The following is a 25,488-nucleotide window of genomic DNA, read 5'->3' as shown; positions in this document are numbered from 1 at the left end:
ATGTAACTACTTTCTAACGTAAGTGAGCAAAATACACTCATAACTTGGTCTCGTGGTGTAGCGGTTAACATGCCTGCCTGTCACGCAGGAGATCGCGGGTTCGATTCCCGTCGAGACCGCCATTTAATCTATTAAATGGAATTAGTAATATGGCTCTGTAGCTCAGTCGGTAGAGCAGTGGACTGAAAATCCACGTGTCGGCGGTTCGATTCCGTCCGGAGCCACCATTATTTTTCAATTAACAACGTACATATATCGCATATCTCTCATTGAGGGGTATGCGTTTTTTTGTTGTTGATTTTTAAAAGCGAACTATTTCCTGCAGTCGTGATCCTTATTTAAAGTGTAAGGTAATCGATGAAGAACCTTCCAGTTTTCTGGTATGAGTTGCCACGATCGTGACGAAATGACTACATTTTTATTACAAGTTGAGTATTTGTACCCATGTGACTTCCTGTATATGATAAAGTGCGAAACGTGAGTAAAAAAGATAGTTTTAGCTATAGCAGGGGGAAGTCGCATGAAAAAAATAAATGTACGTCGTTTTATACAACTTTCAGTCATTGTAACGAGTGTTAGTACACTTTTTTGGATAGAACCAGTTGGTGCATCAGTTTATAATCTCATGAAGCCTGTTTATCACGTTTATATAGATGGAGAAAACGTAGGCACTGTAGATAGTCGAGCGGTATTGAACGAAAATATAAAGGAATTAAAAAACGAACAAGAGGCAAATGGTGTGAAGTTATCAGTTGAGAATGACGTGGAGGTTGTGACGGAACGCTTATTTAAACCTTCAGTTGACAATAAGGAAGCACTCGAGCAATTAGATGAAGAAATTACGTTTACTGGTGAAGGGTATACCCTCTCTTTTGATGGAGAGCAGGTAGGGAGCTTCGTAAGTGAGGAACAAGCAAAAGATGCTCTATGGGAGTACGCTAAGTCCTTACTTACTGATGATAAAGTGAAGGAAATTGAGAGAACAAGTCTGAATGTATTCGAATCAGGTGATAAGCCTCATCCGATCGATGCTGTTGAGCTCTCACAACCATTTACAGTTGAAAAGAATGAAGTGAACCCAGAGGATATTTTAACGGAGGAGGAAGGAGTGTCCCTCCTTAAATCAGGTTTTGAAGAAGAGGTAACATATAAAGTTACAGAAAACCAATCTCTTAAACAAGTAGCTAAAAAGTTTAAGATGGATGTTAAAGAATTAATGGAGAAAAATAACCTTTCTAGTGAGGATGAGATAAAGAAGGGTGATCAATTAAACGTTCTTGAGAAGAATAAATTTGTAAACGTGATGGAAACGGTAGAAATTGAAAAAACAAAAGAAATTCCATATCAAGTTACTAAAAAGAAAAGTGATTCTCTCTTAAAGGGTGAGAAGAAAGTAACGCAAGATGGAGAAAAGGGTAAGAAGACTGTTACTTATAAAGTAAAACGTGAAAATGGAAAAGCCGTTGAAAAGAAAGTTGTGAAAGAAGACGTTTCTAAGGAACCTGTAGATGAGGTAATTAAAATTGGAACAAAGGTAATTCCATCAAAAGGAACTGGTTCATTTGCATGGCCTGCTGTAGGAGGAACAATTACAAGTAAGCAGGGCGATCGCTGGGGATCTTACCATAAAGGAATCGATATTGCGGGGGTATCGGATAAAACAATCCGTACAGTGGATAATGGAAAGGTTACAGCTGCAGGTACGCGAAGTGGTTATGGGAACCAGGTTACTGTTAATCACAATAACGGTTTAAAAACAACTTATTCTCACCTGGCGTCCATTTCTGTCTCAGTTGGCGATACGGTTCAGAAAGGTGACAAAATTGGAGTTATGGGTACTACAGGGGATTCAACAGGTATTCATCTTCATTTTGAAGTATATAAGAACGGTGATCTTGAAAATCCAATGAATTACGTGAAAAAATAACCTTCAGTGAAAACTGAAGGTTTCTTTTATGGCTTCCTGGCGAAAGATGTGTTTGAATGGCGAATGCATTAGTAGGACTTCATAAAGCCATTAGGTAACGGTGTTATAAGACGAAAGAGAAAGGACGTAGCGTTTCTCTTATAGAAGTTAAGGGAAGAGCGGTAGGGAATCGTAATAAAACCTACATAATATGATAAAATAGACAAAAGTATGCATGTTTCATATCAACGGTAAATTGATATTGTCATATCAAAGAAGGAGCGTTCATAATGGACAAGAAAATTCTTGTTGTAGATGATGAAAAACCAATTGCAGATATTCTGCAATTTAATCTTGAGAAGGAAGGCTTTACGGTGGTTTGTGCTTACGATGGAGACGAGGCCATTGCTAAAGTTGAGGAAGAGAATCCGGATATGATTCTTCTTGATATCATGTTACCTCAACGTGACGGAATGGAAGTTTGTCGTGAAGTTCGTAAAAAATATGAAATGCCAATTATTATGCTAACGGCAAAGGATTCTGAAATTGATAAAGTGCTAGGTCTTGAGCTTGGTGCTGATGATTATGTGACAAAGCCTTTCAGTACACGTGAGCTTATTGCGCGTGTAAAAGCCAATTTGCGCCGTCGTCAGCAGGAGCCTGAGAAAGAATCTTCACCGAACTCGCTTATTAAAGTGGGTGCGCTAACGATTCATCCAGATGCTTATCTTGTTACGAAGCGTGAAGAATCAATTGAGTTAACACATAGAGAATTTGAATTGCTACATTATTTATCAAAACATATAGGTCAAGTTATGACCCGAGAGCATTTGTTACAAACTGTTTGGGGATATGATTATTTTGGCGATGTTAGAACAGTAGATGTAACAGTACGTCGATTACGCGAGAAAGTCGAAGATAATCCAAGCCATCCGACATGGATTATTACAAGACGTGGCGTTGGCTACTATATGCGTGAACCGGAACAGGAGCAGTAAACTTTAGATGGGAAAGGTCGGTTTTTTTAAATCCATTCATTTTAAGTTTGCGATTGTTTATGTCCTTCTTATTCTTGTTGCCATCCAGTTTATCTCTGTTTATTTTAACGACAAGTTAGAAGAGCAGTTTCAGAGTAACTACGCTAGTTCCATTCGCGATCGTGCTGAGCTTCTAGCTGATAATGTCTCTGATCAGGTGAACAGTAAGAGCGATGAAGAAGATGATACGATTAATAACTTGATTAGAAATTTTAGCCAAAATGAAATTCGTCAAATTCTAGTAGTTGATTCATTAGGTCAAGTAGTCGGTACGCTTAATGATGATGGTCTAGAAGGAACACGTGCAACGAATGATTTCGTGGATAGTGCATTAAATGGTGTAGCTGAACAAGAAATCCTTCTTGATAGTGAAGGAGAGCGGTTTTTAGCTTATGGCTATCCTATTAAAGGTGAAACAAACACTACTGTTGGAGCGGTTTACATTCAGGCAAATATGAATCAGGTATTTGAACAAGCAGATGAAGTGAATAGTTTATTGGCTCAATCTGCCTTGATTGCCCTGGTACTGACAGGCCTACTTGGTATTATTATCTCTCGTACGATAACAAGGCCAATTTCGGATATGAGAAAACAAGCACTTGTGATGGCCAGAGGCGATTTCACTCGAAAAGTGAAGGTGTATGGAGAAGATGAGATTGGACAGCTTGCGCTTGCCTTTAATGATTTAACAAGAAGGCTTCAAGAAGCTAATGCCATTACAGAAGGTGAGCGACGTAAACTTACATCTGTGCTTGCTTATATGACGGATGGTGTTATTGCTACAGACCGAGAAGGTATGATCATTCTAATGAACGATCGTGCTGAGGAAATGATGAACGTTTCACGTGAAACGGTTCTTGGAACATCACTAAACAAAATTCTTCAGTTCGCTGAAGAGAAGACGTGGGATGATGTTTACAATGGTCCTGACTCAATGATTCTAGATTTAAGTGATGATCAACAAACGTTTATTATTCGAGTTAACTTTTCTATTATCCATAAAGAAGACGGTCCAATTAATGGGTTGATTGCTGTCCTTCATGATATTACCGAGCAAGAACAGCTTGAACAGGAACGACGTGAATTTGTAGTGAATGTGTCACATGAGTTACGTACGCCTCTTACAACGATGAGAAGTTACCTTGAGGCGCTTCAGGAGGGAGCATTACAGGATCCTGAAATTGCTCCGCGCTTCTTAAGCGTCACGCAAAATGAAACAGAGCGTATGATCAGGTTAGTTAATGATCTATTACAGCTTTCTAAAATGGATAAGAAAGAGTATCATCTTGAGTTTACGGAAGTCGATTTCGTTGAGATGTTTGATCATGTGCTTGATCGCTTTGAGATGTCGAAGCGAGAGAATATTGAAATTGTAAGGCAGCTTCCGCGTTTAGCGATTTACACAAAAGTGGATAAGGACAAAATGACACAGGTGCTTGATAACATTATTTCTAATGCGATTAAGTACTCCCCGGATGGAGGTACTATCACAGCAAGATGCTGGACGATTGGGAAGAAGATCCGAATCAGCATTAGTGATGAAGGTGTTGGCATACCCAAAAATAATCTTTCGAAGATCTTTGATCGGTTCTATCGTGTAGATAAAGCTCGCTCACGGCAGCTTGGAGGAACTGGACTTGGTTTGGCTATTGCCAAGGAAATGATCCATGCCCATCATGGGGATATCTGGGCAGAGAGTAAGTGGGGACATGGAACAACGATCTACTTTACTCTCCCTTATAAGCGAATAAGGGAGGTCGAAGACAAGTGAGAATGACGAAGAAACAATTTGAGAACTTTAAAACCGTTTTACTAAATGTTCTCGTTTTAACTAGCTTGTTTCTAACGTGGCAGATTTGGACATTCGAACCTGAGTACGAAAAGGAAGCTGCTCCTACAGAAGCAAGTCCTGTTGGTATTAAGGAAGTAAGTATCAATGAAGTTGTAAAACCAAATCAGCTCGTTTATCACATTGATAATCAACATTTTACTTCCTTTTATTCCAATACCATTGATTCTTTTTACAATGAATTTATCTCCGGAATGAAAATCAAGTCCTTTACGATGGAGAATGATATGAAAAGTATACGGGAGACCGGCAATAGCGTAGAGCTTATTTTTCCAACATTGCTTTCAAATGACGTTTTGAAGAAACTAGTGAGCATTTCGAAAGACGATATTCCTTTGTCGACATTCGATCGCATTATCATTCCGTCTATTGCATCAGGTAAAAACAATGAAATCATTTTCCTCAATACATCCAATGGTGATGGAATGCGAGCTACGGTTGAAGCTTCGAATGATATAAAAGAATGGTATTCAAACGTCTTCTCTTCTTTTGAGGTTAATAGTAGTGAAGCTGAAGAAAATAAGATCTTTCGTGCCAAATCGTTTCAAGTTTCTGACGAGCTACCGACTTTTTATATTCCGATACAAGGTCCTTCTTTAGCGGCGTTCGGAGGAAGTTCCGATGAGCTAGCAAATGAAGAAGATTTTAAAGAAGCGCTTTTTCCTGAACAAGATCGTGTTGAGAAGAACTCATTCAACAATATTTCTGATCTTTATACTGACGGTAGCCGAGACTTAACGTTTAGTCATGAAAATGAATTTATGGTGTTTAAGAATCCACCTTCTACAACAAGTCGGTATGTATCGAATGAATCTCCTATTCTGGATGCCTATGGATTTATCAATAAGCATTTTGGTTTTCGTATCACCGATTACGATGATGATGAATATGTGCTGAACGAATGGATCAGATCTTCTGATAACAATACAGATCAAATTACCTTCCGACTATATACGGGTGGCTATCCAGTCTATAGCTCTTCAACAGAAGATCTTGATGAGATTGATGTAACTCTTGAAAATGATGATGTTAGCACGTACAAGCGAATGTTGAAGGTTATTCAATACGCTAGAGAAATTGGAGATCGTAAGCTACCGAGTTATGAAGAAGTCCTTTCTCTACTAGACGAGGGAAGTTTTAAGAAAACCGAAATACAAAACATAACAATGGGTTTCACAATTGATCGGTCAGCAGAACAAAATTATGAGTTTACGCTTATTCCCCAATGGTATGTGAAGTTGAACAATTCCTGGACACCGCTACAATCCATTAGCAATGAACAGGGAGGGGAATCAGTTGGATTGGAATAGAACGAAAACGATATTAATATTAACGTTTCTTGTGTTTAATATCTTTCTAGCTAGTGATTTATTTAAGAAGCAAACCGAATTAAGTGATCTCGAGCAGTATGAGCAGGTTACGATTGAAGATCAATTAAAGAATTTAAACGTCACGTATGAGAAAAACCTTCCTGTTCAAACGGAGAAGATGTCTTTCATTAGTGGAGACGTTCATGAATTTACAGAGCAAGAAGAGAAAACGTTAGAAGAGGGAACAAGTCAGGACATTACGCTTGATGGACGAAAGTTAATCTCCACTCTTAAGAAGCCGTTCCCGATAAGCGATCCGGACGAGCCTTCTGCCTTTTCAATATTTCTAGAGACGTATGTGTATGAAGGTGGGAAGTATCAGTTTTACGCCCGTGATGAGAATAATCCAAACATTATTTATTTCGCGGAAACCTTTGAAGATCGTCCTATTTATAGCCAGGATTCAGGTATGCTAATTGTTACGCTTGAAGATGACAAGGTTGTCTCTTATACGCAAACATACTTGAACTTAAAGAAAATCGGCAAAGAACGTAAAATCGATCCAGCTTCTGAAACGATTGGGCTTCTTGTGAATCAGCAGGATATTTCTTTAAATGACAAAGTAGAAGACATGTCAATTGGCTATTACACAACGGTTACGAACGAGGATGACCGCGATACATTTGTTTTCGTTCCAACGTGGCATGTTGTCGTTAAGAACGAAAACAAGGATAAACCAATTCAGAACTATTATGTCAATGCGATTGAGAAAACAGTCTTTAGTGATCCTAAAGAGGTCGAAACCAATGAGCAAGAGGATGAGGAGGATTCAGATGACAGTGAGAAACCGGATCCTTCTAAGCCTAAAACGGTAACAAGCGATAAGTAGGAGAGGAATGGAATATGTCTCTTGAATTTAGTGTGCTTGCAAGCGGAAGCACTGGTAACGCCATTTATGTTGGTACTGAGAAGCATAAGCTTCTTGTAGATGCTGGATTAAGTGGAAAAAAACTTGAAGAACTGTTCGCAAAAGCCCATCTCGATCCAAAGGATCTAGATGGGTTGCTTGTGACTCATGAACATAGCGATCATATTAAAGGTCTTGGCATATTTGCAAGAAGGTATAAGCTGCCTATATATGCAAATGCAAAAACGTGGGAAGCGATGTCAGGTCTAATTGGTGCAATACCAGTAGAACAAAAGTTTCAGTTTGATATGGATACTGTGAAAACTTTTGACGATCTTGATGTCGAATCATTTGGTGTCTCCCATGATGCAGCCGAGCCGATGTTTTATGCCTTTCATCACGAAGGTAAGAAACTTAGTATCGCGACAGACCTTGGATATGTGAGTGATCGAATCAAAGGAACGATTCGCAATTCAGATATGCTTGTATTTGAGTCAAATCATGACATCAATATGCTTATGATGGGGCGCTATCCATGGAATGTGAAAAGACGAATTTTAGGTGACATGGGTCACGTTTCTAATGAAGATGCGGGAGCTGCCCTATCAGATATAATTGGTGATCAAACAAAGCGTATTTATTTAGCCCATTTAAGTAAAGATAATAACATGAAAGACCTGGCAAGACTTTCTGTCCAGCAAACCCTTGAACAAAACGGCTTTGCAGTCGGGGAGCAGATTGCTCTATATGATACAGATCCTGCTGCGCCAACACTTGTTACGAAGTTATAACGAGAAGCTTGAGTGAGGGCAAGTAAGATAGATTAGTCTTGATTCTGAGGTCTCCTTTTTTAACTGAAAGGATTGGTGAAGGATTTGGGCTATTATGATGGTGATGAAAACAATCGACCGATGCGACAGAAAGGTAATCGCGGCGGCGCATTTATGGCTGGACTGATTGGTGCCATTCTAGGCGCATTACTTATTCTCTTTACTGTGCCTGCTCTCTCGGATGTAGGCGTGCTGCCTGATATTCAACCACCGCAAGATGAAGAAGCGGAAGTGAAGTCGGAACAGCGGGCGATTACTAAAGATATTAGTATTGATGTAACAAATGACATTACGTCAGCTGTTGCGAATGTAAGCGAAGCGGTTGTCGGAGTGATTAATTTACAAAAAACAGATTTCTGGGCAGAGGATTACGGAGAAGCTGGAGCAGGATCAGGCGTTATTTATAAAAAAGAAGGCGGAGAGGCATTTGTTGTTACTAACAATCACGTGGTTGAAGGTGCAGGGCAGCTTGAAGTGAGCTTAAACGCCGAAAAGCGCGTTTCTGCAGAGCTTGTAGGCACTGACCCTCTAATGGACCTTGCCGTCCTTAAAATCCCTTCTGAGGCCGTTACAATGGTTGCTGAATTTGGTGACTCGGATACTCTCAAGCCAGGTGAACCAGCTATAGCCATCGGTAATCCATTAGGCTTTCTTGAAGGGACCGTCACACAAGGTATTATTAGCAACCCTGAGCGTTCATTTCCAGTAGATACCGATCAGAATGGGACAATTGATTGGAATGCTGATGTAATTCAAACAGACGCTTCTATTAATCCAGGTAACAGTGGAGGAGCGTTAATTAACATCTCAGGTCAATTAGTAGGGATTAACTCAATGAAGATCGCTCAATCAAGCGTAGAGGGAATTGGCTTCTCGATTCCAATCAATATCGCTGAGCCTATCATTAATGATCTAGAGTCGTATGGCGAAGTCAGAAGGCCTCAAATAGGAATAGGAACAAAATCACTCTCAGAGATTCCTACCTATCACTGGAGTGAATCACTAAAGTTGCCAGATAAAGTGGATTATGGAGTCGTAGTTATGAGTGTTTTTCCTACTTCTTCAGGTGATATTGCGGGCTTAAAAGAGCTTGACGTTATAACAGCAATGGATGGAGAAAAAATTAAGAATTCAATCGACCTTCGTAAATTTCTTTACACAAAAAAAGAAATTGGAGACCGAGTGAAATTAACAGTCTATCGTGAAGGTACGAAACAAGAAGTAGAAGTGACACTTGCCGAGCAGCAAAGCTCTTAAATAGTGCAGGAGGGGGAACTCTCCTGTTTCTTTTTGGAGAAACTTATGCACAGTGGATAAGTGAAATGAAGGAGAGGTAGAATGAAAATATATTGCTGTAAAGATCATGTTGAATTGGCTCTTGATGTAATGGTTGATGAAACAGAAAGTTTCCCTGTATTAGAAGAGCTTGAGAAAGAATCAAATGAGTTGTCCACAACATGTGAGTATTGCAAAAACAGCGCAACATATATGGTATCGAACTAATATTCGGTCACGACATGTGGGTGAAAAATGTGTATATGTGGATAATTTCTGTGGATAACTTGTTTATCTGCTGTGGATTTAAGAAAAAAGGATAGGTGTGGATAACTTTTGAACATAAGTATTGTTACTGTGGGGAAACTGAAAGAAAAATATTTAAAGCAGGGGATTGCGGAATATACGAAACGTCTCGGTCCTTTCGCAAAAGTAGAAGTGATCGAGGTCTCCGATGAAAAAGCTCCAGAGAACCTAAGTGACACTGAAATGCTTCAGGTGAAAAAGGCGGAAGGTGATCGCATTATGAGCAAAATTTCACCTGATGCTCACGTAATTGCCTTAGCTATTGAAGGAAAAATGAAAACTTCTGAACAGTTAGCACGCGACCTTGACCAGCTCGCAACATATGGAAAGAGTAAGGTAGCTTTTGTTATTGGAGGCTCCCTTGGTTTAAGTGATGATGTTCTCAAGAGAGCAAATGACACGCTTTCCTTCTCTAAGATGACTTTTCCTCATCAGCTAATGAGGCTAATTCTAGTTGAGCAGGTTTATCGTGCGTTTAAGATTAATAGAGGCGAACCGTATCATAAGTAAATGAGGATATAAAAGAAAAGAGTCAAAATCTCAAGTTTTTTCGGAGAAAACATATTACTTTGTTCGCATTGTATTCAGTACAGTAGGAGCTACACTTGGCTAGACCAAACAATCTCCTAGGGTCATCATGTCTCTTTTAATTTCATATAGAAGCAAATATCCCCCTCATCTTTTAAAGTGAGGGGGATTTAAGGATTTCTATAAATATTTTATTTAATGGCTATGCTCACTTTTAACTTCTTTGCTTTGATAGTCGCATTCTCCATGGCCTGTAGAACTAGTGAGCCCTTGCCATTTAGAATATCTACATAGGACATATGATCATGGATGGTTATAATGCCGATATCCTCTGCAGTGACTCCAGAGATTTTTGCGATCGTTCCAACAAAATCAACAGCACGAATTTTCTTCTTTTTACCGCCGTTGAAATGGAGTTTCATAATATCTTGATTGATGCGGGCTGTTTTATTATTTCTTACAATGCGTCTGCTGTTAAGTTTTTCTTCGAAAGCTGCTTTTTTTCCAGCCAGTTCCAGATGGCTTGGAGCTTCTATAACTGGTAGCTCAAAGCCGATGTATCTTTCAATTGCTTTAATGAACTTTCCTTCAAAAGGTGTCGAAAACGTAATGGCTTTTCCTTTATTTCCAGCGCGACCGGTTCTTCCTGTTCGGTGTACATAGCTCTCTTTTTCCATAGGAACGTCGTAGTTGATAACAAGTGTCACATTATCAATATCAATACCTCTCGCAGCTACATCGGTAGCCACGAGATAGCGGAAGTTCCCCAGTTTGAAACCTTCCATAACGGAGAACCGGTCTTCTTGTTCTAGCCCCCCATGGAGTCTCTCGCAAGGGTATCCAGATTTCTCTAGTTCGCTATACACAGAATCAACGTGTTCTTTGGTTCTGCAGAAAATGAGGCAGCTGTCTGGATTTTCTACAACCGTGATGTTTTTAAGGAGTGAGATCTTTTCTTCTTCTCTCACTTCAACTAAAGAATGTTCAATGGTATCGGCTGTCATCCCGTCCGATTCAATCTCAATCTGAATCGGATCGTTCATATATTTATGGCATAGATTTTCAACATCTTTAGGCAAGGTAGCAGAAAAAACCATTGTTACTCGGTTTGAAGGCAGCTCTTTCATAATCGCTTCTACTTTATCGATAAAACCTCGATTAAGCATCTCATCAGCTTCGTCTATGATAAGATACTTTATTTGATCCAAAGCTAGAGTTTCTCGTTCAATATGGTCCATGACCCGTCCAGGAGTACCAACGACGCAATGAGTTTTTTGTTTCAATTCATCCTTTTGTTTCGTAAAAGGTTCTTTGCCATAAACGGACACTGCTTTAATGCGTTTAAACCTTCCGATATTCGTAATGTCTTCGCGGACTTGAACCGCAAGCTCCCTAGTAGGAGTAAGAATTAAGGCCTGTGGTTTTTTTTCTTCCCATTCAATCATATCGGAAACAGGAATACCAAAGGAAGCGGTCTTTCCACTTCCTGTTTGAGCTTTTACGACAAGATCTTGATTTTCTAATGCTAATGGAATAACTTCACTTTGAACTTCTGTTGGCGTTTCGTATTTTAGCACAGCTAGTGCTCTTTTTATTTCTTCGCTTAGATGATATTCTGCAAAACTTTTTTTACTCATTTTTCAACCTCGTTTTTGGTTTTTCGTCATATGTATAGAATTCTCTCCAAGAAATATTATATGCATTATCAGAATATGGTCCATTATACTTGAAAAGTGCGGGAGAAACCGGCTTTTATATTAAATTTTTAAAAGTAACAGATATAAATTGTCTGACATTACATCTGATAAAGCTTTAAAGAAATGGGGTCAAGCCTCCATATTGAAGCCAGACCAGCTTTCTTCTGTTGATTCTTGGTTTTTGCTCAATGCGATTGCTCATCACAGAGTCTCAATGAGGAAAAATCAAAATGGTTTATTAACATAGTCTTATAAAAAAGAGAGAAAAGCACGAATGGCTCTCCTCTCCTGTAACAATCTAAGAACGATTTGGTTCAAATGACTCAAACTTTACTCAAGAAATAGAAAAATTTTCACTTTTGTTTGATCTTTCTTTTTCTTTAAATTCATCAAGAAGAGCACGCACTTCATCAGTGGATTCAGTGCTCATAAGCTGATTCCTTAATTCACTTGCGCCACGGAATCCTTTTACATAGATCTTAAAAAAGCGGCGAAGCGTTATAAACTGACGCGTTTCTAGTTCTGCTGAATATTTATCATGTAAATCGAGCTGCAATCTAAGAAGATCAAGCAATTCTTCACTCGTATGCTCTTTCTTCTCTGTTTCAAAAGCAAACGGATTATGGAAAATCCCACGCCCGATCATAACGCCATCCACGCCATACTTCTCAACAAGTTCAAGTCCCTTCTGACGGTCTGGAATATCGCCGTTAATCGTCAGAAGCGTATTTGGGGCAACTTCATCTCGAAGTTTCTTGATCTCCGGAATCAGCTCCCAATGCGCATCAACATTACTCATTTCCTTTTTCGTACGAAGATGGATGGAAAGATTAACAATATCCTGTTCTAGAAGGTGCTTCAGCCAGTGACGCCATTCTTCCACTTCCGTATAACCAAGGCGAGTCTTTACGCTGACGGGCAATCCCCCCGCTTTCGCTTCCTGGATGATGTCCGCTGCAACATCAGGACGACGAATGAGTCCGCATCCCATCCCTTTAGTGGCAACATTAGGAGCAGGACAGCCCATATTGATATCCACTCCACGATAACCCATTTCTGCCATGCCAATGCTCATTTCTCGGAAGTATTCGGGCTTGTCTCCCCAAATATGGGCAACAATTGGCTGTTCATCTTCTGTGAATGTCAATCGTCCTCTTAAGCTGTCTTTTCCTCTCGGATGGCAGTAGCTTGCAGTATTGGTGAACTCTGTAAAAAACACGTCAGGTCTCGCTGCTTCACTCACAACATGTCGAAAAACAACATCCGTCACAGCTTCCATTGGAGCAAGAACAAAAAATGGTCGAGGCAACTCGTGCCAAAAATTATCTTTCATAGTATATCTGAACCCTTTCCTTAAGGGAAAACAAGTTCCCAAAATTAAAAAGTAATAATGTTTCTATCTTATCCATTACTAGTTAGACTGAATTTAACCATTATATACTTTAAAAGCATTCAATGAAAAGTGCAAGAGGAAGAGTCGTCTTGTGTTTAAGTAAATCGACATAGAAACAAATCAAAACTCTATAACCTCTGGATAAGAACAAACAGACTTCAAAACGGTTAATGACGGGGCTAAAAGGGAAAATGGTTAGTGTGATTCCAAATAAGAATTTGGTTTGTTAGGAATTCTATCTTGGATAATATTTATTTTTCATGGTAGAAGTTGGTCTTTAAGCTACCTGGGATAGTAAATTTTTTTAAATAAGAATGATCCTACCTTATTTAACTTTATAATTTCCGATGTTAGTTTCTGTATTGTTTTTCAAGCCTCTTTTTCTTCAAATAACGTGTAAAAATTAGTAAATACGCATCAGATTATTAGATATTTTTTCTACAATTATAACAATTGACTATGATAAGGTATAATTAAGATAGAACATGTTGTGTACCTAAGAGTCGCCTTGCTTTTTATGACATGTGAGCATGAGCGCCTATTCTTTTTATTACAAATAAATGAGACAAGGAAGGGTATCATGAGCAAGAATCAAAAAAAAGACATTATCTTAATTGGTGCTGGAGTCATGAGTGCGACTTTAGGATCATTACTGACAGAATTAGCACCTAATTGGAACGTTAAAGTGTTTGAGAAACTAGGAAGTGCAGGAGAAGAAAGTTCTAACGAATGGAATAATGCGGGGACAGGCCATTCTGCACTATGTGAACTAAACTATACTTCTGAAAAGACCGATGGGTCGATAGACATTGAGAAAGCTGTCAAAATCAATGAGCAATTTCAGCTTTCAAAACAATTTTGGTCTTATTTAGTAAACAATCAATTGATTGATAAACCACAGGACTTTATCAAGCCTCTTCCTCACATGAGCCTTGTTCACGGGGGAGATAATGTAAAATTTTTGAAAAAGAGATTGGAAGCGTTGTCAGCTAACCCATTGTTTAAAGGAATGGAATTTTCGGACGATCCTGAGAAACTGAAAGAATGGATTCCACTTATCATGGATGGAAGAACGTCAGATGAACCGATTGCTGCAACAAAAATTGACTCTGGTACAGATGTCAATTTCGGAGCGTTAACCCGCATGCTGTTTGAGCATTTAGAGGGTGAAAAAGTAGAACTGCACTATAAGCATAGCGTAGAAGATATTAAACGAAATAGCGATGGCATCTGGGAAGTAAAGGTAAAGGATATCGACAACGACAATCTTGAGTATCACACAGCTGATTTCGTCTTTATTGGCGGTGGAGGAGGTAGTCTACCACTACTTCAGAAAACGGGTATTCCTGAGTCAAAGCATATTGGCGGATTCCCTGTAAGCGGACTCTTCATGGTATGCAATAATCCTGTGGTGATTGAGAAGCATCATGGAAAAGTATATGGAAAAGCCAAAGTTGGCGCTCCTCCTATGTCTGTTCCTCACCTTGATACAAGATATATTGATAATAAAAAAAGCTTGTTGTTTGGACCATTTGCGGGCTTTTCACCAAAGTTTTTAAAAGGCGGGTCAAATTTGGATTTAATTGGCTCAGTTAAGCCAAATAATATGTTAACAATGATGGCTGCTGGTTTAAAAGAGATGGGCCTTACAAAATATCTAGTGCAACAAGTTATGTTATCAGATGAAAAACGTATGGAAGAAGTTCGGGAATTTATTCCAACTGCCAAAAGTGAAGATTGGGATATCGTAACGGCTGGTCAACGTGTTCAAGTAATCAAAGATACGGAAGGTGGAGGAAAAGGAACGCTTCAATTTGGAACAGAGATTGTTAGTTCCTCTGACGGTTCCATTGCTGCTCTTCTTGGCGCTTCTCCAGGTGCCTCTACTGCTGTACACGTTATGCTTGAGATATTCGAGCGATGTTTCCCAGACATGTTGCCTGATTGGGAACCTAAAATTAAAGAAATGATACCTTCCTATGGCAAGTTATTAGGAGAAAATCCTGAATTATTCAACGAAATCAATGCCTCAATAGTACAGACGCTTGCTCTCAATGAAAGTGAGCCCGCTTATAGTTAAGTTGTGAAGAAATAGAGAAGGATCTATAGCATTATTGGCTAGAGAAACCCTGATTATATTTGGCTTAGTGGGAAAATCCCTAAAAAAGCATGTAGCAATTAATTGCTACATGCTTTTTTTGTGGAATAAAATCAATGCCACTCTAATAAATTCAATTATGTAAAAAAATAGTTTTCTAAAAAGAGATGATTTTTAGGGGGGAATTGATATGGAAGGAAATGTGAATGTAGCTCCACAACCAGAGAGCAATGGTCTCGCGGTATCTTCGATGGTGTTAGGTATTATTGGACTTGTGCTTTTTCTAGTGCCAATTATTCCTTATCCTTTGGCAATATTGGCGATCATTTTTGGAGTAATTGCGAAGAAAAACCCTCTTAAGAAAGGATTTGCCGTTACAGGGTTAGTTACGGGAATTGTTACGTTAGGTTTGAAAATATGGTTTTGGGCAGGAGTTGCCTCATTAATGTAACGTTTTTGAAGGGAAGGGGAGGGATTGGGTTCTCTCATCTTCCTTTTTCTATTGCTAATTCCGTACCTTTAAAGAAAAGACCTAGCTTGTTTTACTCTTCCTTTCTTTAGCATTTTTATTTTAAATACATAGTTTTTATGCTTACAATCTACAGATTGCAAAGAATAATAGGGGCATTCCAAAAGACAAACAGAATCCAAAAAAAGATGTATACATAAAATGTAGACATGTAAACAAAGCTGTATACTTGTAAACGAAAAATGTACGCAAGTACACAAAAGTGTACACACATTGATTTATAGGGATGTGTACATAATTGTTTACGTGTATACAGAAAAAGTACACATGTAAACGTATTTGTACACAAGTACACAAATTTGTAAACTAGATAGAATGACTCATTGACTTCATTTGCAAATTTCTATAAATTTTAAGTTAATAGTAGAAATACTAGATTTCAAATATGAAAGGATGGATTATTTTATGAGTAATTCAAGAATTGCAGCAGTCGATGTAGGTAACGACTCGTTAAAAGGAATCTATGGAAAACTTGAATCTGATCTATACATACCAAACGTAATTGCTAGAGATATAGAAGATCGCCCTGTAATTGGAATTGAAGAGTTGGATACTAAAGATCCGCTTGATGGCATTCATATTCGTGTACACTCCCCTGCTCTACAAGATAACAACGCGATCTATCGGGTTGGCAATCTAGCGACAAAGAGTGACAACCCAACAGAATTAGATCCAGGAAGCGCAAAATCAGAAGAGGATCAAACTCTTGTAATGTTGTTTGCATCACTTGCTCTAGATGCTGTTGATCCAAAGAACTCAGCAAATTTCAGAAATCAGAACGGCGTTGTAGATGCGAATTACACGCTTGGTACAGGACTTCCACTACGTGAAGTGAAAGAAGGAAAGGACGTTGGATATCGCTCAAGACTTCTAGGATCCGTCCACCAGGTAGAATTTCTTGTAACGCCTAAGTACCAAGGTAAGAAAGTTAATATTAAATTTGATGAAGTTAAGGTTTACCCTGAAGGTTTTGCTGCTTATATTAATCTTGTAATGGACAGCGATTTAAACATCATTAATAAAGACTTAATTGATAAGCGTATTTTGATTCAAGATATCGGTGGTCTTTCTACTGACATCGCGGTTATTAAGAATCGTAATGTCGACGATGATAAGGCGCAGGGCTTTAATCTTGGAGTTGCTGAGTCACTAGAAGCCATTCGTGAGGAAATACGCTCTAAGCATGGTGTGGAGCTCGACAGCCGTCGAGACGTAGTAGATATTATTACGAAGAAAAACGATCGTAATCATATTATGGTTCGCGGAAGTCGTACAAGCGTTCATGATATTACGGATCGCATTTTACTAGAACTAGCTAAGAAGCAATATCGCCATCTTCGTAACGTTTGGCAGAAGAACTCTCAATCTGAAATCTGCTATTTCGTTGGTGGTGGCTCCATTGTTCTAAAAGATTACCTTAAAACATTGAATAACAACCTTGATGGCTACAATATTGATTTCTTTGAAGATGAAAAAGAAAGCATTTGGATGATGTCGAATGCTTACTACAAGCTCATCTCTGACTTTAATCGTAAGAATAATAAAGACAAGCCCCAGGAAAAGAGAGAAGAAAAGAACAAGGTCAAAAACTAGTAGGGTGATTTGATGAAAAAGGCGGGGATGACGGGGATTCAGAGAGGACAGGCGATTACATTTCGTCTTCCCTCTGATACACCTGATCATATTCTAAAGCAGCTTCAGAAGTTAAAGGACGAAGAAAAGCGTAACTTCTCAAGCCGCGTTGCGGAGTATGTGTTAGATGGTGTCACGCAAACGATAAGGCGCGATAATGATGCTATTACTGTGCCTTTGCCTAAGGGATTAAGCAAAGCCCAACGAGATTGGCTTAAGCATGAGCATTCAGAAGCGCTTCTTGGCAACATCGTTTACCAAATTTTATCTGATCCAGTGCGGGCTGCATCACTCCTTGCATCTTTTAACAGCAACTCGATTGATATTGATCAGGCGCTTTATTTGCAAGATGAAGTTTCGAAAAGAACTATGCCAAAAGCCGTTTATGAACCGATTGAAGCACCTTCCAAGTCGTCTGATGATGATTTGATGAATTTTGATTGGGATCAGGCGCAACAGGAGCAAAGTTCAGCGGTAGAGGAAGAAGAAAGCGCAGATGATTTGCTCGGAGGATTTCTTGATAAAATGAATAAATAAAAAAGAAAGGCAGCGGATATCCGCTGCCTTTCTTCGTTTTTGGCGATTAATCAATCGAAATGATTCCACTATCGCCTTGATTAATATTTCCGGATTTTTTGATTTTCAACTTTTGTAAATTCGTGAAAATGACTGGAGTTGCAACTGAAGGTACGGAACGTCTGACGCTACTTATATCGACCGTCATAAGCTTATCGCCTCTCTTAACTGTATCCCCTTCGTTTACAAGTGTTGTAAAGCCTTCTCCTTTTAAGTTGACGGTATCAATTCCTACATGGATCAATATCTCAACGCCGCTATTCGACTTAATGCCGATTGCATGCTTTGTAGGGAAAATGCTTATAATCTCACCATCAACAGGTGAAACGAAATGACCGTCTTCAGGAAGAATTGCGAAGCCATCCCCCATCATTCCTGCAGAAAATACTTGGTCTGGAACTTCCTGAAGTGGAATAATTTTTCCTTTGACTGGCATGACGAAATCTTGCTCAGCTAGCGTTTTTGTAAAATTGATAGTTGGATCGTCGCTCTCTCTAGAAGCATGTGAATTTGTTCCACGCATTGCATCTGCAACAAATTCCACATCAGTTCCTACGATGATCTGCAAGTTGCGGTTGTTAACTTTCACTACACCTCGAGCACCGTGACGCTTTAATTCTGCTTCGTCTACTTTTGTCATGTCATTCATTTGTAAGCGGAGTCTTGTTGTACAATTATCAATAGATGAGATGTTATCAATGCCACCAATGCTTCGGATAAAGTGACCTGCCATTACATCGTATTTGTCTTCTTTTGAAGCTGGTGCATTTGTTGGATATGACATGTCTTCATCTTCGCGTCCAGGTGTTTTGAGATTTAATTTTTTAATGAGGAAATAGAATACAACAAAGTAGATTCCTCCGTAAATAATCCCAATAACAAGTAGTAGACCTGCCTTCTGTGCCAAACCGTAATTTAGGAAAAAGTCAATGGCTCCTGCAGAAAAACCGAAGCCGTGGTGGATATCCAGCACATACGCCAGAACCATCGAACTGGCAGTTAATAGAGCGTGAATCCCATACAATAATGGTGATAAGAACATAAAGGCAAATTCAATTGGTTCAGTAATCCCTGTTAAGAAGGATGCAAATGCGATTCCGATTAACATTCCGCTTACTTCTGCTCTTCTATCCTTTTTAGCAGCTGCAATCATTGCAAAACACGCTGCCGGAAGTCCGAACATCATAATTGGGAAGAAACCAGCCATAAATATACCAGCGGTTGGATCTCCAGCAAAGAATCGATTCAAGTCTCCAGTTGCTCCGTTGTAATCACCAAAGACAAACCAAACTAAACTATTTAGGACATGGTGTAGACCGAATGGAATAAGAAGTCGATTTAAGAATCCGAATGCACCAACACCAAGTGCTCCTGCATCGATAATCCATTGTCCGATCGAATTAATGCCCTCTTGAATCGGAGGCCAAACAAATCCAAATATTCCTGCTAGAATAACCATTGCTGTTGCTGTGACGATAGGGACAAAGCGTCGTCCACCAAAGAAACCAAGCCAGGTCGGAAGCTTAATATCATGAAATCGATTATAAAGAAGTCCCGCAACGATACCAGAAAGGATTCCTCCAAGTATCGCCATATTAATATTCTCATTCACTGCTTGAGTCCCCTGTGTAAGAACAAGGTAACCGATGGCACCGGCTAGACCAGCCGCACCGTTGCTGTCTTTAGAAAATCCAATGGCTACACCTATTGCGAAGATAAGTGCGAGATTATCAAATATGGCTCCACCAGCTGCTGCTACAAATGGAATACCAAGTAAATCATCCTGCCCTAACCTCAATAGCAAGGCAGCAGCCGGAAGTACAGCAATTGGTAGCATTAAGGACTTACCAATACGTTGTAAAGCTCCGAGCATTTACGTTCAACCCCTTTCGAAATTTGAAAACGTTTTATTGTCATGTTCATCATAACAGCACTAAATATAGTTGTCTATACCAATTTTCTCGTACAGGACGAATTTAGGCTTACGCTGGTATAGACAACTGTACTTAATGGTGGTACGATTTTAATAACAAGATGAACCGAAAAAAGGAGTGTCTCATCGTGAATGAAGCGTGTTTTGTTATTGATCATGTGACAGTTTATAGCGAAGAACAAACGATCCAAAACGGCTATCTTAAAGTCGATAACGGTAAAATTATTGAAATAGGTCATACAGATGAACGTACTATAGCAGGACAAGAAAAAGTCTATTCATTTAATGAAAGCGTATCTGTGCTTCCTGGAATGATTGATGTCCATATTCATGGCGTGAATGGAGCCGATACGATGGACGCTTCCACTGAAGCGCTTGATACTATTTCGAAAGCACTTCCAGGTGAAGGAACAACGAGCTTTCTAGCAACGACTATTACTCAGGAAGCAAAGGCGATTGAGCGTGCTATTCAGAATGCAGGCGAGTACTTAATGGAGAGACAACAACCAGGACATGCGGAAGTACTTGGCATTCACTTAGAAGGTCCATTTCTTAATAGTAAGCGGGCTGGTGCACAGCCACTACTTGCCATGCAGCGACCAGATGTGGATGTGTTTAAAGCTTGGAATAAACTAGCAAACAACACGATTAAGCTAGTTACCCTGGCACCTGAAGTAGAAGGAGGCATGGAACTTGTTCGATATTTAACAGAAAGAGGTATTGTGGCTTCAATTGGTCATTCCGATGCCACATATGAGCAGGTCATGGAGGCAGTTGAATGTGGTGCCTCTCACGTTACCCACCTCTATAATGGGATGAGAGGTCTCCATCATCGTGAACCGGGTGTAGCAGGTGCTGCTCTGTTAAGTAAGCAGTTGAAAACAGAAGTGATTGCAGATGGGTATCATGTAAGACCTGAAATGATTAAGTTAGCTTATTTTCAAAAATCAGTTGCTGGGATGATTCTAATCACCGATGCGATGAGAGCCAAATGTCTAAAAAATGGTCGCTATGATTTGGGTGGACAAGATGTTGAGGTGAAAGATGGTAAAGCGCTATTAGATAATGGAACTTTGGCAGGTAGTGTGCTGAAAATGAAGGATGCACTTGCTAACATCCAGGCTTTTACGGGCTGCACTCTTGAAAACGCGATAAAAATGGCATCGGAAAATCCTGCGAAACAGCTTGGTGTTTTTGATCGAAAAGGAAGCCTTGCCGTGGGAAAAGACGCAGACTTTTTCTTACGATCCAATGATGGAGAAGTGATGATGACATTTTGTAATGGACATCTTGCATATACGAATAAAGGAGATGTAGAAAATGAGAATCATTGAAGCACATGACTATGAGCATATGAGTGAACTGGCAGCGAATTATCTTATTGATAAAATTCATACACATCCAAGTATGGTTTTGGGACTTGCGACTGGAGGAACTCCGCAAGGGACTTATAAGCATTTAATTCAGGATCATCAACGAAATCATACTACCTACAAGGAGATTACTACTTATAACCTTGATGAATATGTCGGTTTTTCAGCTGATAATCCGAACAGCTACCATGCTTTCATGTATGAGAAACTTTTTGGGGAAATCGATATTCCAAGTGCGAATATACATCTTCCAAATGGTACGGCGATTGATCTTAATGATGAATGTAAAACATATGAAGAAAGCATTAAAGAGTCAGGTGGAATTGATGTGCAACTACTCGGAATGGGTAGTAACGGGCATATCGGATTTAATGAGCCTGGGACTTCTTTTGAAGCTACAACACAAATAGTTCAGCTAGCTCAATCTACTAGAGAAGCCAACGCTCGTTTTTTTAACGATATTAACGAAGTACCACATGAAGCTATTACGATGGGGATTGCAACCATTATGAAAAGCAAAGAGATTTTGTTACTTGTTGCTGGTGAAGCAAAGAACGAGGCAATGAGGAAATTGGTTGAAGGTGAAGTGGACGAATCCTTTCCTGCATCGGTGTTAAACAGGCATTCTCATGTTACAATTATTGCTGATAAAAAAGCGTTATCAGGCGTAACAGTGCGCTGAAAGGAGTTATTTCCGATGATTGATAAGACGTCCCCATTACCTATTTATTATCAGTTAGTTGAGTGGATAAAAGGACTGATTGAAAGAGGCGAGTTAACCCCAGGAGATTCGCTTCCATCCGAGCGAGAATATGCAGAGCGCTTTGGCATTAGTCGCATGACAGTAAGACAGGCCATTACAGAGCTCGTTAATGAGGGTTACCTCTATCGACAAAAGGGAGTAGGTACCTTTGTTGCTGAGAAAAAAATTGAGCAACAGCTGATGGGGTTAACAAGTTTTACCGAAGATATGAAATCACGTGGCATGGAACCAAGTAGTAAACTAGTAGGGTTTGAAATTGTACCTGCTCCACCTTATATATCGGAGCAGTTAAAAATACAGGATCACGCACCTGTTTACGAAATTAAACGGGTCAGACTTGCTGATGGTATCCCAATGGCACTTGAGAAGACGTACATCTCGGCTAACCTCGTAAAAGGGTTGACGGAAGAAACTGTACAGCACTCTTTATATCATCACATTGAAAATCAGCTAGCGATCAAGATTGAGGAAGCGACCCAAGTGTTAGAGTCTTCTGTAGCAACTCAGCAGGAAGCAGAATACCTAAATATACAAAAAGGAGCACCGATACTGCTCATTCAGAGGAATACGAAACTAGCGGATGATACACCGCTTGAAGTAGTGAAGTCTTCGTACAGAGCAGATCGGTATAAATTTATGATTACACTTAAGCGTTAATTTCATTGAGGAGGCGTTCATTTGTTTCATGATTACTTCAACAAAATTAGAACATCCCTTCAAGTAATTGAAGAGAAAGAAGCCGTTTCTATCGAGCGAGCAGCAGTCGCTCTAGCTGATAGCATCGAAAACGGAAAAATCATTCATGTATTTGGATGTGGACATTCTCACATGATGGCGGAAGAAGTTTTTTACCGTGCAGGTGGGCTTGTGCCAATTCGTCCTATTTTTATTGAAGACTTAATGCTCCATAGAGGCGGAACGAGATCTTCTGCTCTAGAGCGAACGAATGGATTAGCCCGGGAATTCATGGCGGACCAGGATATTCAAAAAGGCGATGTAGTGATCGTTGTATCGACGTCAGGTCGTAACCCGGTTCCGATTGATGTTGCCCTTCTTAGTAAAGAAAGAGGAGCGTACGTTATCGGCTTAACCTCACGAAAAGCTTCAAATGGACAATCATCTCGTCACAAAGAAGGAAAGTACTTGTACGATGTAGTAGATCAAGTGATTGATAACCATGTTGAGGTGGGTGATGCGGTGATTCAAGATACAGAGAATCAAGTCTCATTTGGTTCAATCTCTACCGTTATAGGAATGGGGATCCTCAACGGTATTACTGTAGAAACTATTCATCAGTTGATTGAACGGGGAATAACTCCTCCTGTGTTTAAGAGCGGGAATGTAGACGGGTCAGATGAATCGAATCAGGCATTGATTGAGAGATACAAATCACGTATTCCGCTCCTCGAAGGCAATCAAGATTTTTAGCAAAAAAATCTCTTATTTTAAAGACTATGTAATTGAATGTTGTTGATATTAGACTCATTTACGCCCTGTGGTGACCAATCGGATTGGTCATCATAGGGCGCCCTTTCAGCAGAGCTGAAAAGTGGTTTTTTTCTTTATAGCGAGGTATTTTGTAAGCTTGCTTTGTATGCTTTGTTTCTGATTTCTGAATGAAGAGAATGCTCAAGATTCCTATAATGGTAATGAGCGTTCCACCGAGTATAATTACGAAGGCAGGGCTATAAATATTACCTAGAACATGTTAAGGAATATTTTCATGGAAATAATTTGGTGATGTGAAATGATAAATGCCGTTAAAGTAACCGACGAGTAAACCAAATCGTTTATTTTCCATTGAAAACTCAAAAATAACCTGCCATCCTATTGGAAAGCAGGTGTTCCTTTTTAATAAACGCTGGCGCTTCCGCTTGAAAGGGATATCTTCACGTGATACTTCCCTGAACCATGTACTCCTGATATTTCCTTATTGCTAATCGTCTGCTCTTCTAAAGTGAATTTGGTTGAGATGTCCCCGCTGCTTGCCTCACTATCCAATGTGAAATCAGCATTGTCCGGAAGGTCCAAATCGACATCACCTGAACTAAGGTCAAACGATACATCCCCTGTTAACTGATCCATTTGAACTTTCATGTCACCTGATGACATTTCTCCCTCAAGTGGGCCAGAATAATGGGTTAAAATCACGTCTCCAGAACTTATATCAAAGCTTCCCTTCTCGGTTGAAAGTCGATCGATGATAAGACGACCAGATGAGCCGTCATGCTCGAAGCTTTTTGTTTCCAGGTTGGAAAGTTCAACATCACCCGAACTCATATCAATATCTACTTCGTTTAAAATGGTAGGATTTTCTTCATTATTGAAGACAACACTTCCTGAGCCAACCTCAAGCTTGAGATCGTGTTTAAAGTCTTCTGGGAGGTAAACAGTAACATCTGATCCCCCGTTAAAGTTAAAAAACTTATACCACTTTCGCTTCACTTCAACTTCAATCGCATTTCCCTTCTTTCTCACCGAAAGCTCTCCACTACCATTTAAGGTTGCTTTCACATCATCACGTGATTCAGTGACTATGTTCATATCACTGCTGTGCGTCAAAATACTAACTTGATTAATTTTTTCACTTAACTCAATGCTGTTCTCATCACTTCCTCGTGCAAAAAGAGAGGTGTTTTCAAATAAAATTAATAAAACCGCCCCTACTGCAAGCAACCCAACAATGACCATAAATCCACTTCTCACTATATTTCCTCCCCGAGTTTCCGTCGTTATGCTATTCCCTATGGTAATCTTATAGTAGTTCAAGTCATCTAAACATCATCTAGAGTATTAAATTGGAATAAGACTTGAGACGTAATGACGTATATTGGAGGCAGGCGCATGTACCTCACTATTAAAGAAACGGCAGAATATTTATCTTTACCAGAATCCTATATCGAAACGCTCATTCGAGAGAAGCGCGTTCGCACCATTTTTGATGGTGAGCAATATTTGCTATATAAAGAGCAGTTTAATACTCATTTTGAACAGTTGGAAAAAATGAAGAGACGATTAGAAGAAGAAGCCAATGAGCCGCTTCCAGAAGATCCAGATGTAAAAGATGAAGATTAAGTAAGGTTTAGAACTCAAGTAAGAAAGGATGCCACCGGCATCCTTTCTTTATTTTGTTAGCACTTCACTCATGATGGCATGTGTGTTTTGCTCACTATCTTCAAAAAACGCCATCCACGTTTCAACGTCATCTGTTTTCGCAACTAGGTGAGGTTTACTAATGAAAATCACCCCATTCTTCATTAAACGTTCGTAGCTTTTCTCAATATGACTTACTTCAAAATAAAGAACTGAACTTGCATGTGCGAAAGTTTCTTTCTCTGGAAGACTTAGTAGCAAGCGCAGCCCATTACAATCAAAAAAAGCCATCTGATTTGTTTCAAATAATAATTTAAGTTCCAAATGCTCTTTGTAGAATTGGACCGCTCGCTCCATCTTTTTGACGGGAATCGCTATTTGGCTCACCTGTTTGATCATAAGAGAAATCGTCCTCCTAATTATCTGGTTATTTTCTAGTTCTCTCCAGTCCAT

23 protein-coding genes and 2 tRNA genes are annotated in these 25,488 nt (G+C 39.5%); 20 read left to right on the top strand and 5 right to left on the bottom strand.

What is annotated here, in order from left to right; genetic code table 11:
- Positions 1 to 46 precede the first annotated feature (46 nt).
- From AC0VYO_RS21845 to rlmH, 11 genes are all read left to right on the top strand, one after another.
- Positions 47 to 122: transfer RNA gene (locus AC0VYO_RS21845), tRNA-Asp, on the top strand.
- A 29-nt stretch (positions 123 to 151) separates the two neighbouring features.
- A tRNA-Phe gene (locus tag AC0VYO_RS21840) sits at positions 152 to 227 on the top strand.
- A gap of 293 nt (positions 228 to 520) precedes the next feature.
- Entirely contained in the window at positions 521 to 1,927 is a 1,407-nt protein-coding gene (locus AC0VYO_RS21835) for a peptidoglycan DD-metalloendopeptidase family protein (RefSeq protein WP_475366263.1), read from the top strand.
- Positions 1,928 to 2,196: 269 nt separating this feature from the next.
- Positions 2,197 to 2,904, top strand: a complete 708-nt coding sequence (yycF, locus tag AC0VYO_RS21830; RefSeq protein ID WP_098445599.1) for a response regulator YycF — start codon at positions 2,197 to 2,199, stop codon at positions 2,902 to 2,904.
- A 7-nt stretch (positions 2,905 to 2,911) separates the two neighbouring features.
- Positions 2,912 to 4,714 carry a cell wall metabolism sensor histidine kinase WalK gene (gene walK / locus AC0VYO_RS21825; RefSeq protein ID WP_194218168.1) on the top strand — a complete coding sequence of 601 codons (1,803 nt, stop codon included), beginning with the start codon at positions 2,912 to 2,914 and terminating at the stop codon, positions 4,712 to 4,714.
- 2 nt (positions 4,715 to 4,716) lie between these two features.
- The gene (locus AC0VYO_RS21820) at positions 4,717 to 6,102 is read left to right on the top strand and encodes a YycH family regulatory protein (protein WP_194218169.1); all 1,386 of its coding nucleotides are present in this window, start codon (positions 4,717 to 4,719) and stop codon (positions 6,100 to 6,102) included.
- Positions 6,089 to 6,991: a two-component system regulatory protein YycI gene (locus tag AC0VYO_RS21815; protein WP_194218170.1), complete on the top strand. Its 903-nt coding sequence runs from the start codon at positions 6,089 to 6,091 to the stop codon at positions 6,989 to 6,991. The genes AC0VYO_RS21820 and AC0VYO_RS21815 overlap by 14 nt, the downstream gene beginning before the upstream one ends.
- A 14-nt stretch (positions 6,992 to 7,005) precedes the next feature.
- The gene (locus tag AC0VYO_RS21810; protein WP_194218171.1) at positions 7,006 to 7,800 is read left to right on the top strand and encodes an MBL fold metallo-hydrolase; all 795 of its coding nucleotides are present in this window, start codon (positions 7,006 to 7,008) and stop codon (positions 7,798 to 7,800) included.
- Between the two features lie 84 nt (positions 7,801 to 7,884).
- Positions 7,885 to 9,096 (top strand): S1C family serine protease, encoded by a 1,212-nt coding sequence (locus AC0VYO_RS21805; RefSeq protein WP_371017936.1) that lies wholly within the window; start codon positions 7,885 to 7,887, stop codon positions 9,094 to 9,096.
- 81 nt (positions 9,097 to 9,177) lie between these two features.
- Positions 9,178 to 9,342 carry a CxxH/CxxC protein gene (locus AC0VYO_RS21800; protein ID WP_475366261.1) on the top strand — a complete coding sequence of 55 codons (165 nt, stop codon included), beginning with the start codon at positions 9,178 to 9,180 and terminating at the stop codon, positions 9,340 to 9,342.
- A 108-nt stretch (positions 9,343 to 9,450) separates the two neighbouring features.
- Positions 9,451 to 9,930, top strand: coding sequence for a 23S rRNA (pseudouridine(1915)-N(3))-methyltransferase RlmH (gene rlmH, locus AC0VYO_RS21795; RefSeq protein WP_194218174.1), 480 nt, complete (start codon positions 9,451 to 9,453; stop codon positions 9,928 to 9,930).
- 209 nt (positions 9,931 to 10,139) lie between these two features.
- Here rlmH and AC0VYO_RS21790 read toward each other — a convergent pair whose 3' ends face one another.
- Both AC0VYO_RS21790 and AC0VYO_RS21785 read right to left on the bottom strand, forming a co-directional pair.
- Entirely contained in the window at positions 10,140 to 11,585 is a 1,446-nt protein-coding gene (locus AC0VYO_RS21790; protein WP_475366260.1) for a DEAD/DEAH box helicase, read from the bottom strand.
- Positions 11,586 to 11,979: 394 nt separating this feature from the next.
- Entirely contained in the window at positions 11,980 to 12,978 is a 999-nt protein-coding gene (locus tag AC0VYO_RS21785; protein ID WP_475366259.1) for a tRNA dihydrouridine synthase, read from the bottom strand.
- A 577-nt stretch (positions 12,979 to 13,555) separates the two neighbouring features.
- Here AC0VYO_RS21785 and mqo point away from each other — a divergent pair.
- The 4 genes from mqo (at position 13,556) to AC0VYO_RS21765 (ending at position 17,834) form a co-directional block, all read left to right on the top strand.
- Complete coding sequence (gene mqo, locus AC0VYO_RS21780) at positions 13,556 to 15,118, top strand: malate dehydrogenase (quinone) (protein WP_475368265.1); 1,563 nt, start codon at positions 13,556 to 13,558, stop codon at positions 15,116 to 15,118.
- Between the two features lie 208 nt (positions 15,119 to 15,326).
- Positions 15,327 to 15,587, top strand: a complete 261-nt coding sequence (locus AC0VYO_RS21775) for a DUF4190 domain-containing protein (RefSeq protein ID WP_194218179.1) — start codon at positions 15,327 to 15,329, stop codon at positions 15,585 to 15,587.
- A gap of 483 nt (positions 15,588 to 16,070) precedes the next feature.
- On the top strand, positions 16,071 to 17,258 hold the full coding sequence (locus tag AC0VYO_RS21770; protein WP_194218180.1) for a ParM/StbA family protein: 1,188 nt from the start codon (positions 16,071 to 16,073) through the stop codon (positions 17,256 to 17,258).
- Positions 17,259 to 17,270: 12 nt separating this feature from the next.
- A complete protein-coding gene (locus AC0VYO_RS21765) occupies positions 17,271 to 17,834 on the top strand; it encodes a hypothetical protein (protein WP_430247123.1) in 564 nt (187 codons plus the stop codon).
- Between the two features lie 46 nt (positions 17,835 to 17,880).
- Here AC0VYO_RS21765 and nagE read toward each other — a convergent pair whose 3' ends face one another.
- Positions 17,881 to 19,746, bottom strand: coding sequence for an N-acetylglucosamine-specific PTS transporter subunit IIBC (gene nagE / locus AC0VYO_RS21760; protein WP_430247122.1), 1,866 nt, complete (start codon positions 19,744 to 19,746; stop codon positions 17,881 to 17,883).
- A 185-nt stretch (positions 19,747 to 19,931) separates the two neighbouring features.
- Here nagE and nagA point away from each other — a divergent pair, with 185 nt between their 5' ends.
- The 4 genes from nagA to AC0VYO_RS21740 are packed head-to-tail and all read left to right on the top strand — an operon-like array spanning position 19,932 to position 23,370.
- Entirely contained in the window at positions 19,932 to 21,140 is a 1,209-nt protein-coding gene (gene nagA / locus AC0VYO_RS21755; protein WP_475369085.1) for an N-acetylglucosamine-6-phosphate deacetylase, read from the top strand.
- A complete protein-coding gene (gene nagB, locus AC0VYO_RS21750; protein WP_475368264.1) occupies positions 21,127 to 21,861 on the top strand; it encodes a glucosamine-6-phosphate deaminase in 735 nt (244 codons plus the stop codon). The genes nagA and nagB overlap by 14 nt, the downstream gene beginning before the upstream one ends.
- A 15-nt stretch (positions 21,862 to 21,876) precedes the next feature.
- Positions 21,877 to 22,599: a GntR family transcriptional regulator gene (locus AC0VYO_RS21745; RefSeq protein WP_194218185.1), complete on the top strand. Its 723-nt coding sequence runs from the start codon at positions 21,877 to 21,879 to the stop codon at positions 22,597 to 22,599.
- A 21-nt stretch (positions 22,600 to 22,620) separates the two neighbouring features.
- The gene (locus AC0VYO_RS21740) at positions 22,621 to 23,370 is read left to right on the top strand and encodes an SIS domain-containing protein (RefSeq protein ID WP_194218186.1); all 750 of its coding nucleotides are present in this window, start codon (positions 22,621 to 22,623) and stop codon (positions 23,368 to 23,370) included.
- A gap of 423 nt (positions 23,371 to 23,793) precedes the next feature.
- Here the strand turns inward: AC0VYO_RS21740 and liaG are convergent, their stop codons facing one another.
- Positions 23,794 to 24,648, bottom strand: coding sequence for a LiaG family protein (liaG, locus tag AC0VYO_RS21735; protein WP_194218187.1), 855 nt, complete (start codon positions 24,646 to 24,648; stop codon positions 23,794 to 23,796).
- Positions 24,649 to 24,786: 138 nt separating this feature from the next.
- On the opposite strand from liaG, the gene AC0VYO_RS21730 reads away from it, so the two are divergent.
- Entirely contained in the window at positions 24,787 to 25,017 is a 231-nt protein-coding gene (locus AC0VYO_RS21730; protein ID WP_194218188.1) for an excisionase family DNA-binding protein, read from the top strand.
- Between the two features lie 48 nt (positions 25,018 to 25,065).
- On the opposite strand, the gene AC0VYO_RS21725 is transcribed toward AC0VYO_RS21730, so the two are convergent.
- Positions 25,066 to 25,434: a VOC family protein gene (locus AC0VYO_RS21725; protein WP_194218189.1), complete on the bottom strand. Its 369-nt coding sequence runs from the start codon at positions 25,432 to 25,434 to the stop codon at positions 25,066 to 25,068.
- Between the last annotated feature and the right edge of the window lie 54 nt (positions 25,435 to 25,488).

The sequence above is a fragment of the Anaerobacillus sp. 63XJN7_4_ISO-PGPR-S23-413 genome, from assembly GCF_056173725.1.
Note: the sequence above shows the minus strand (reverse complement) of the source record. Positions and strands in the feature narration are given on the sequence as shown.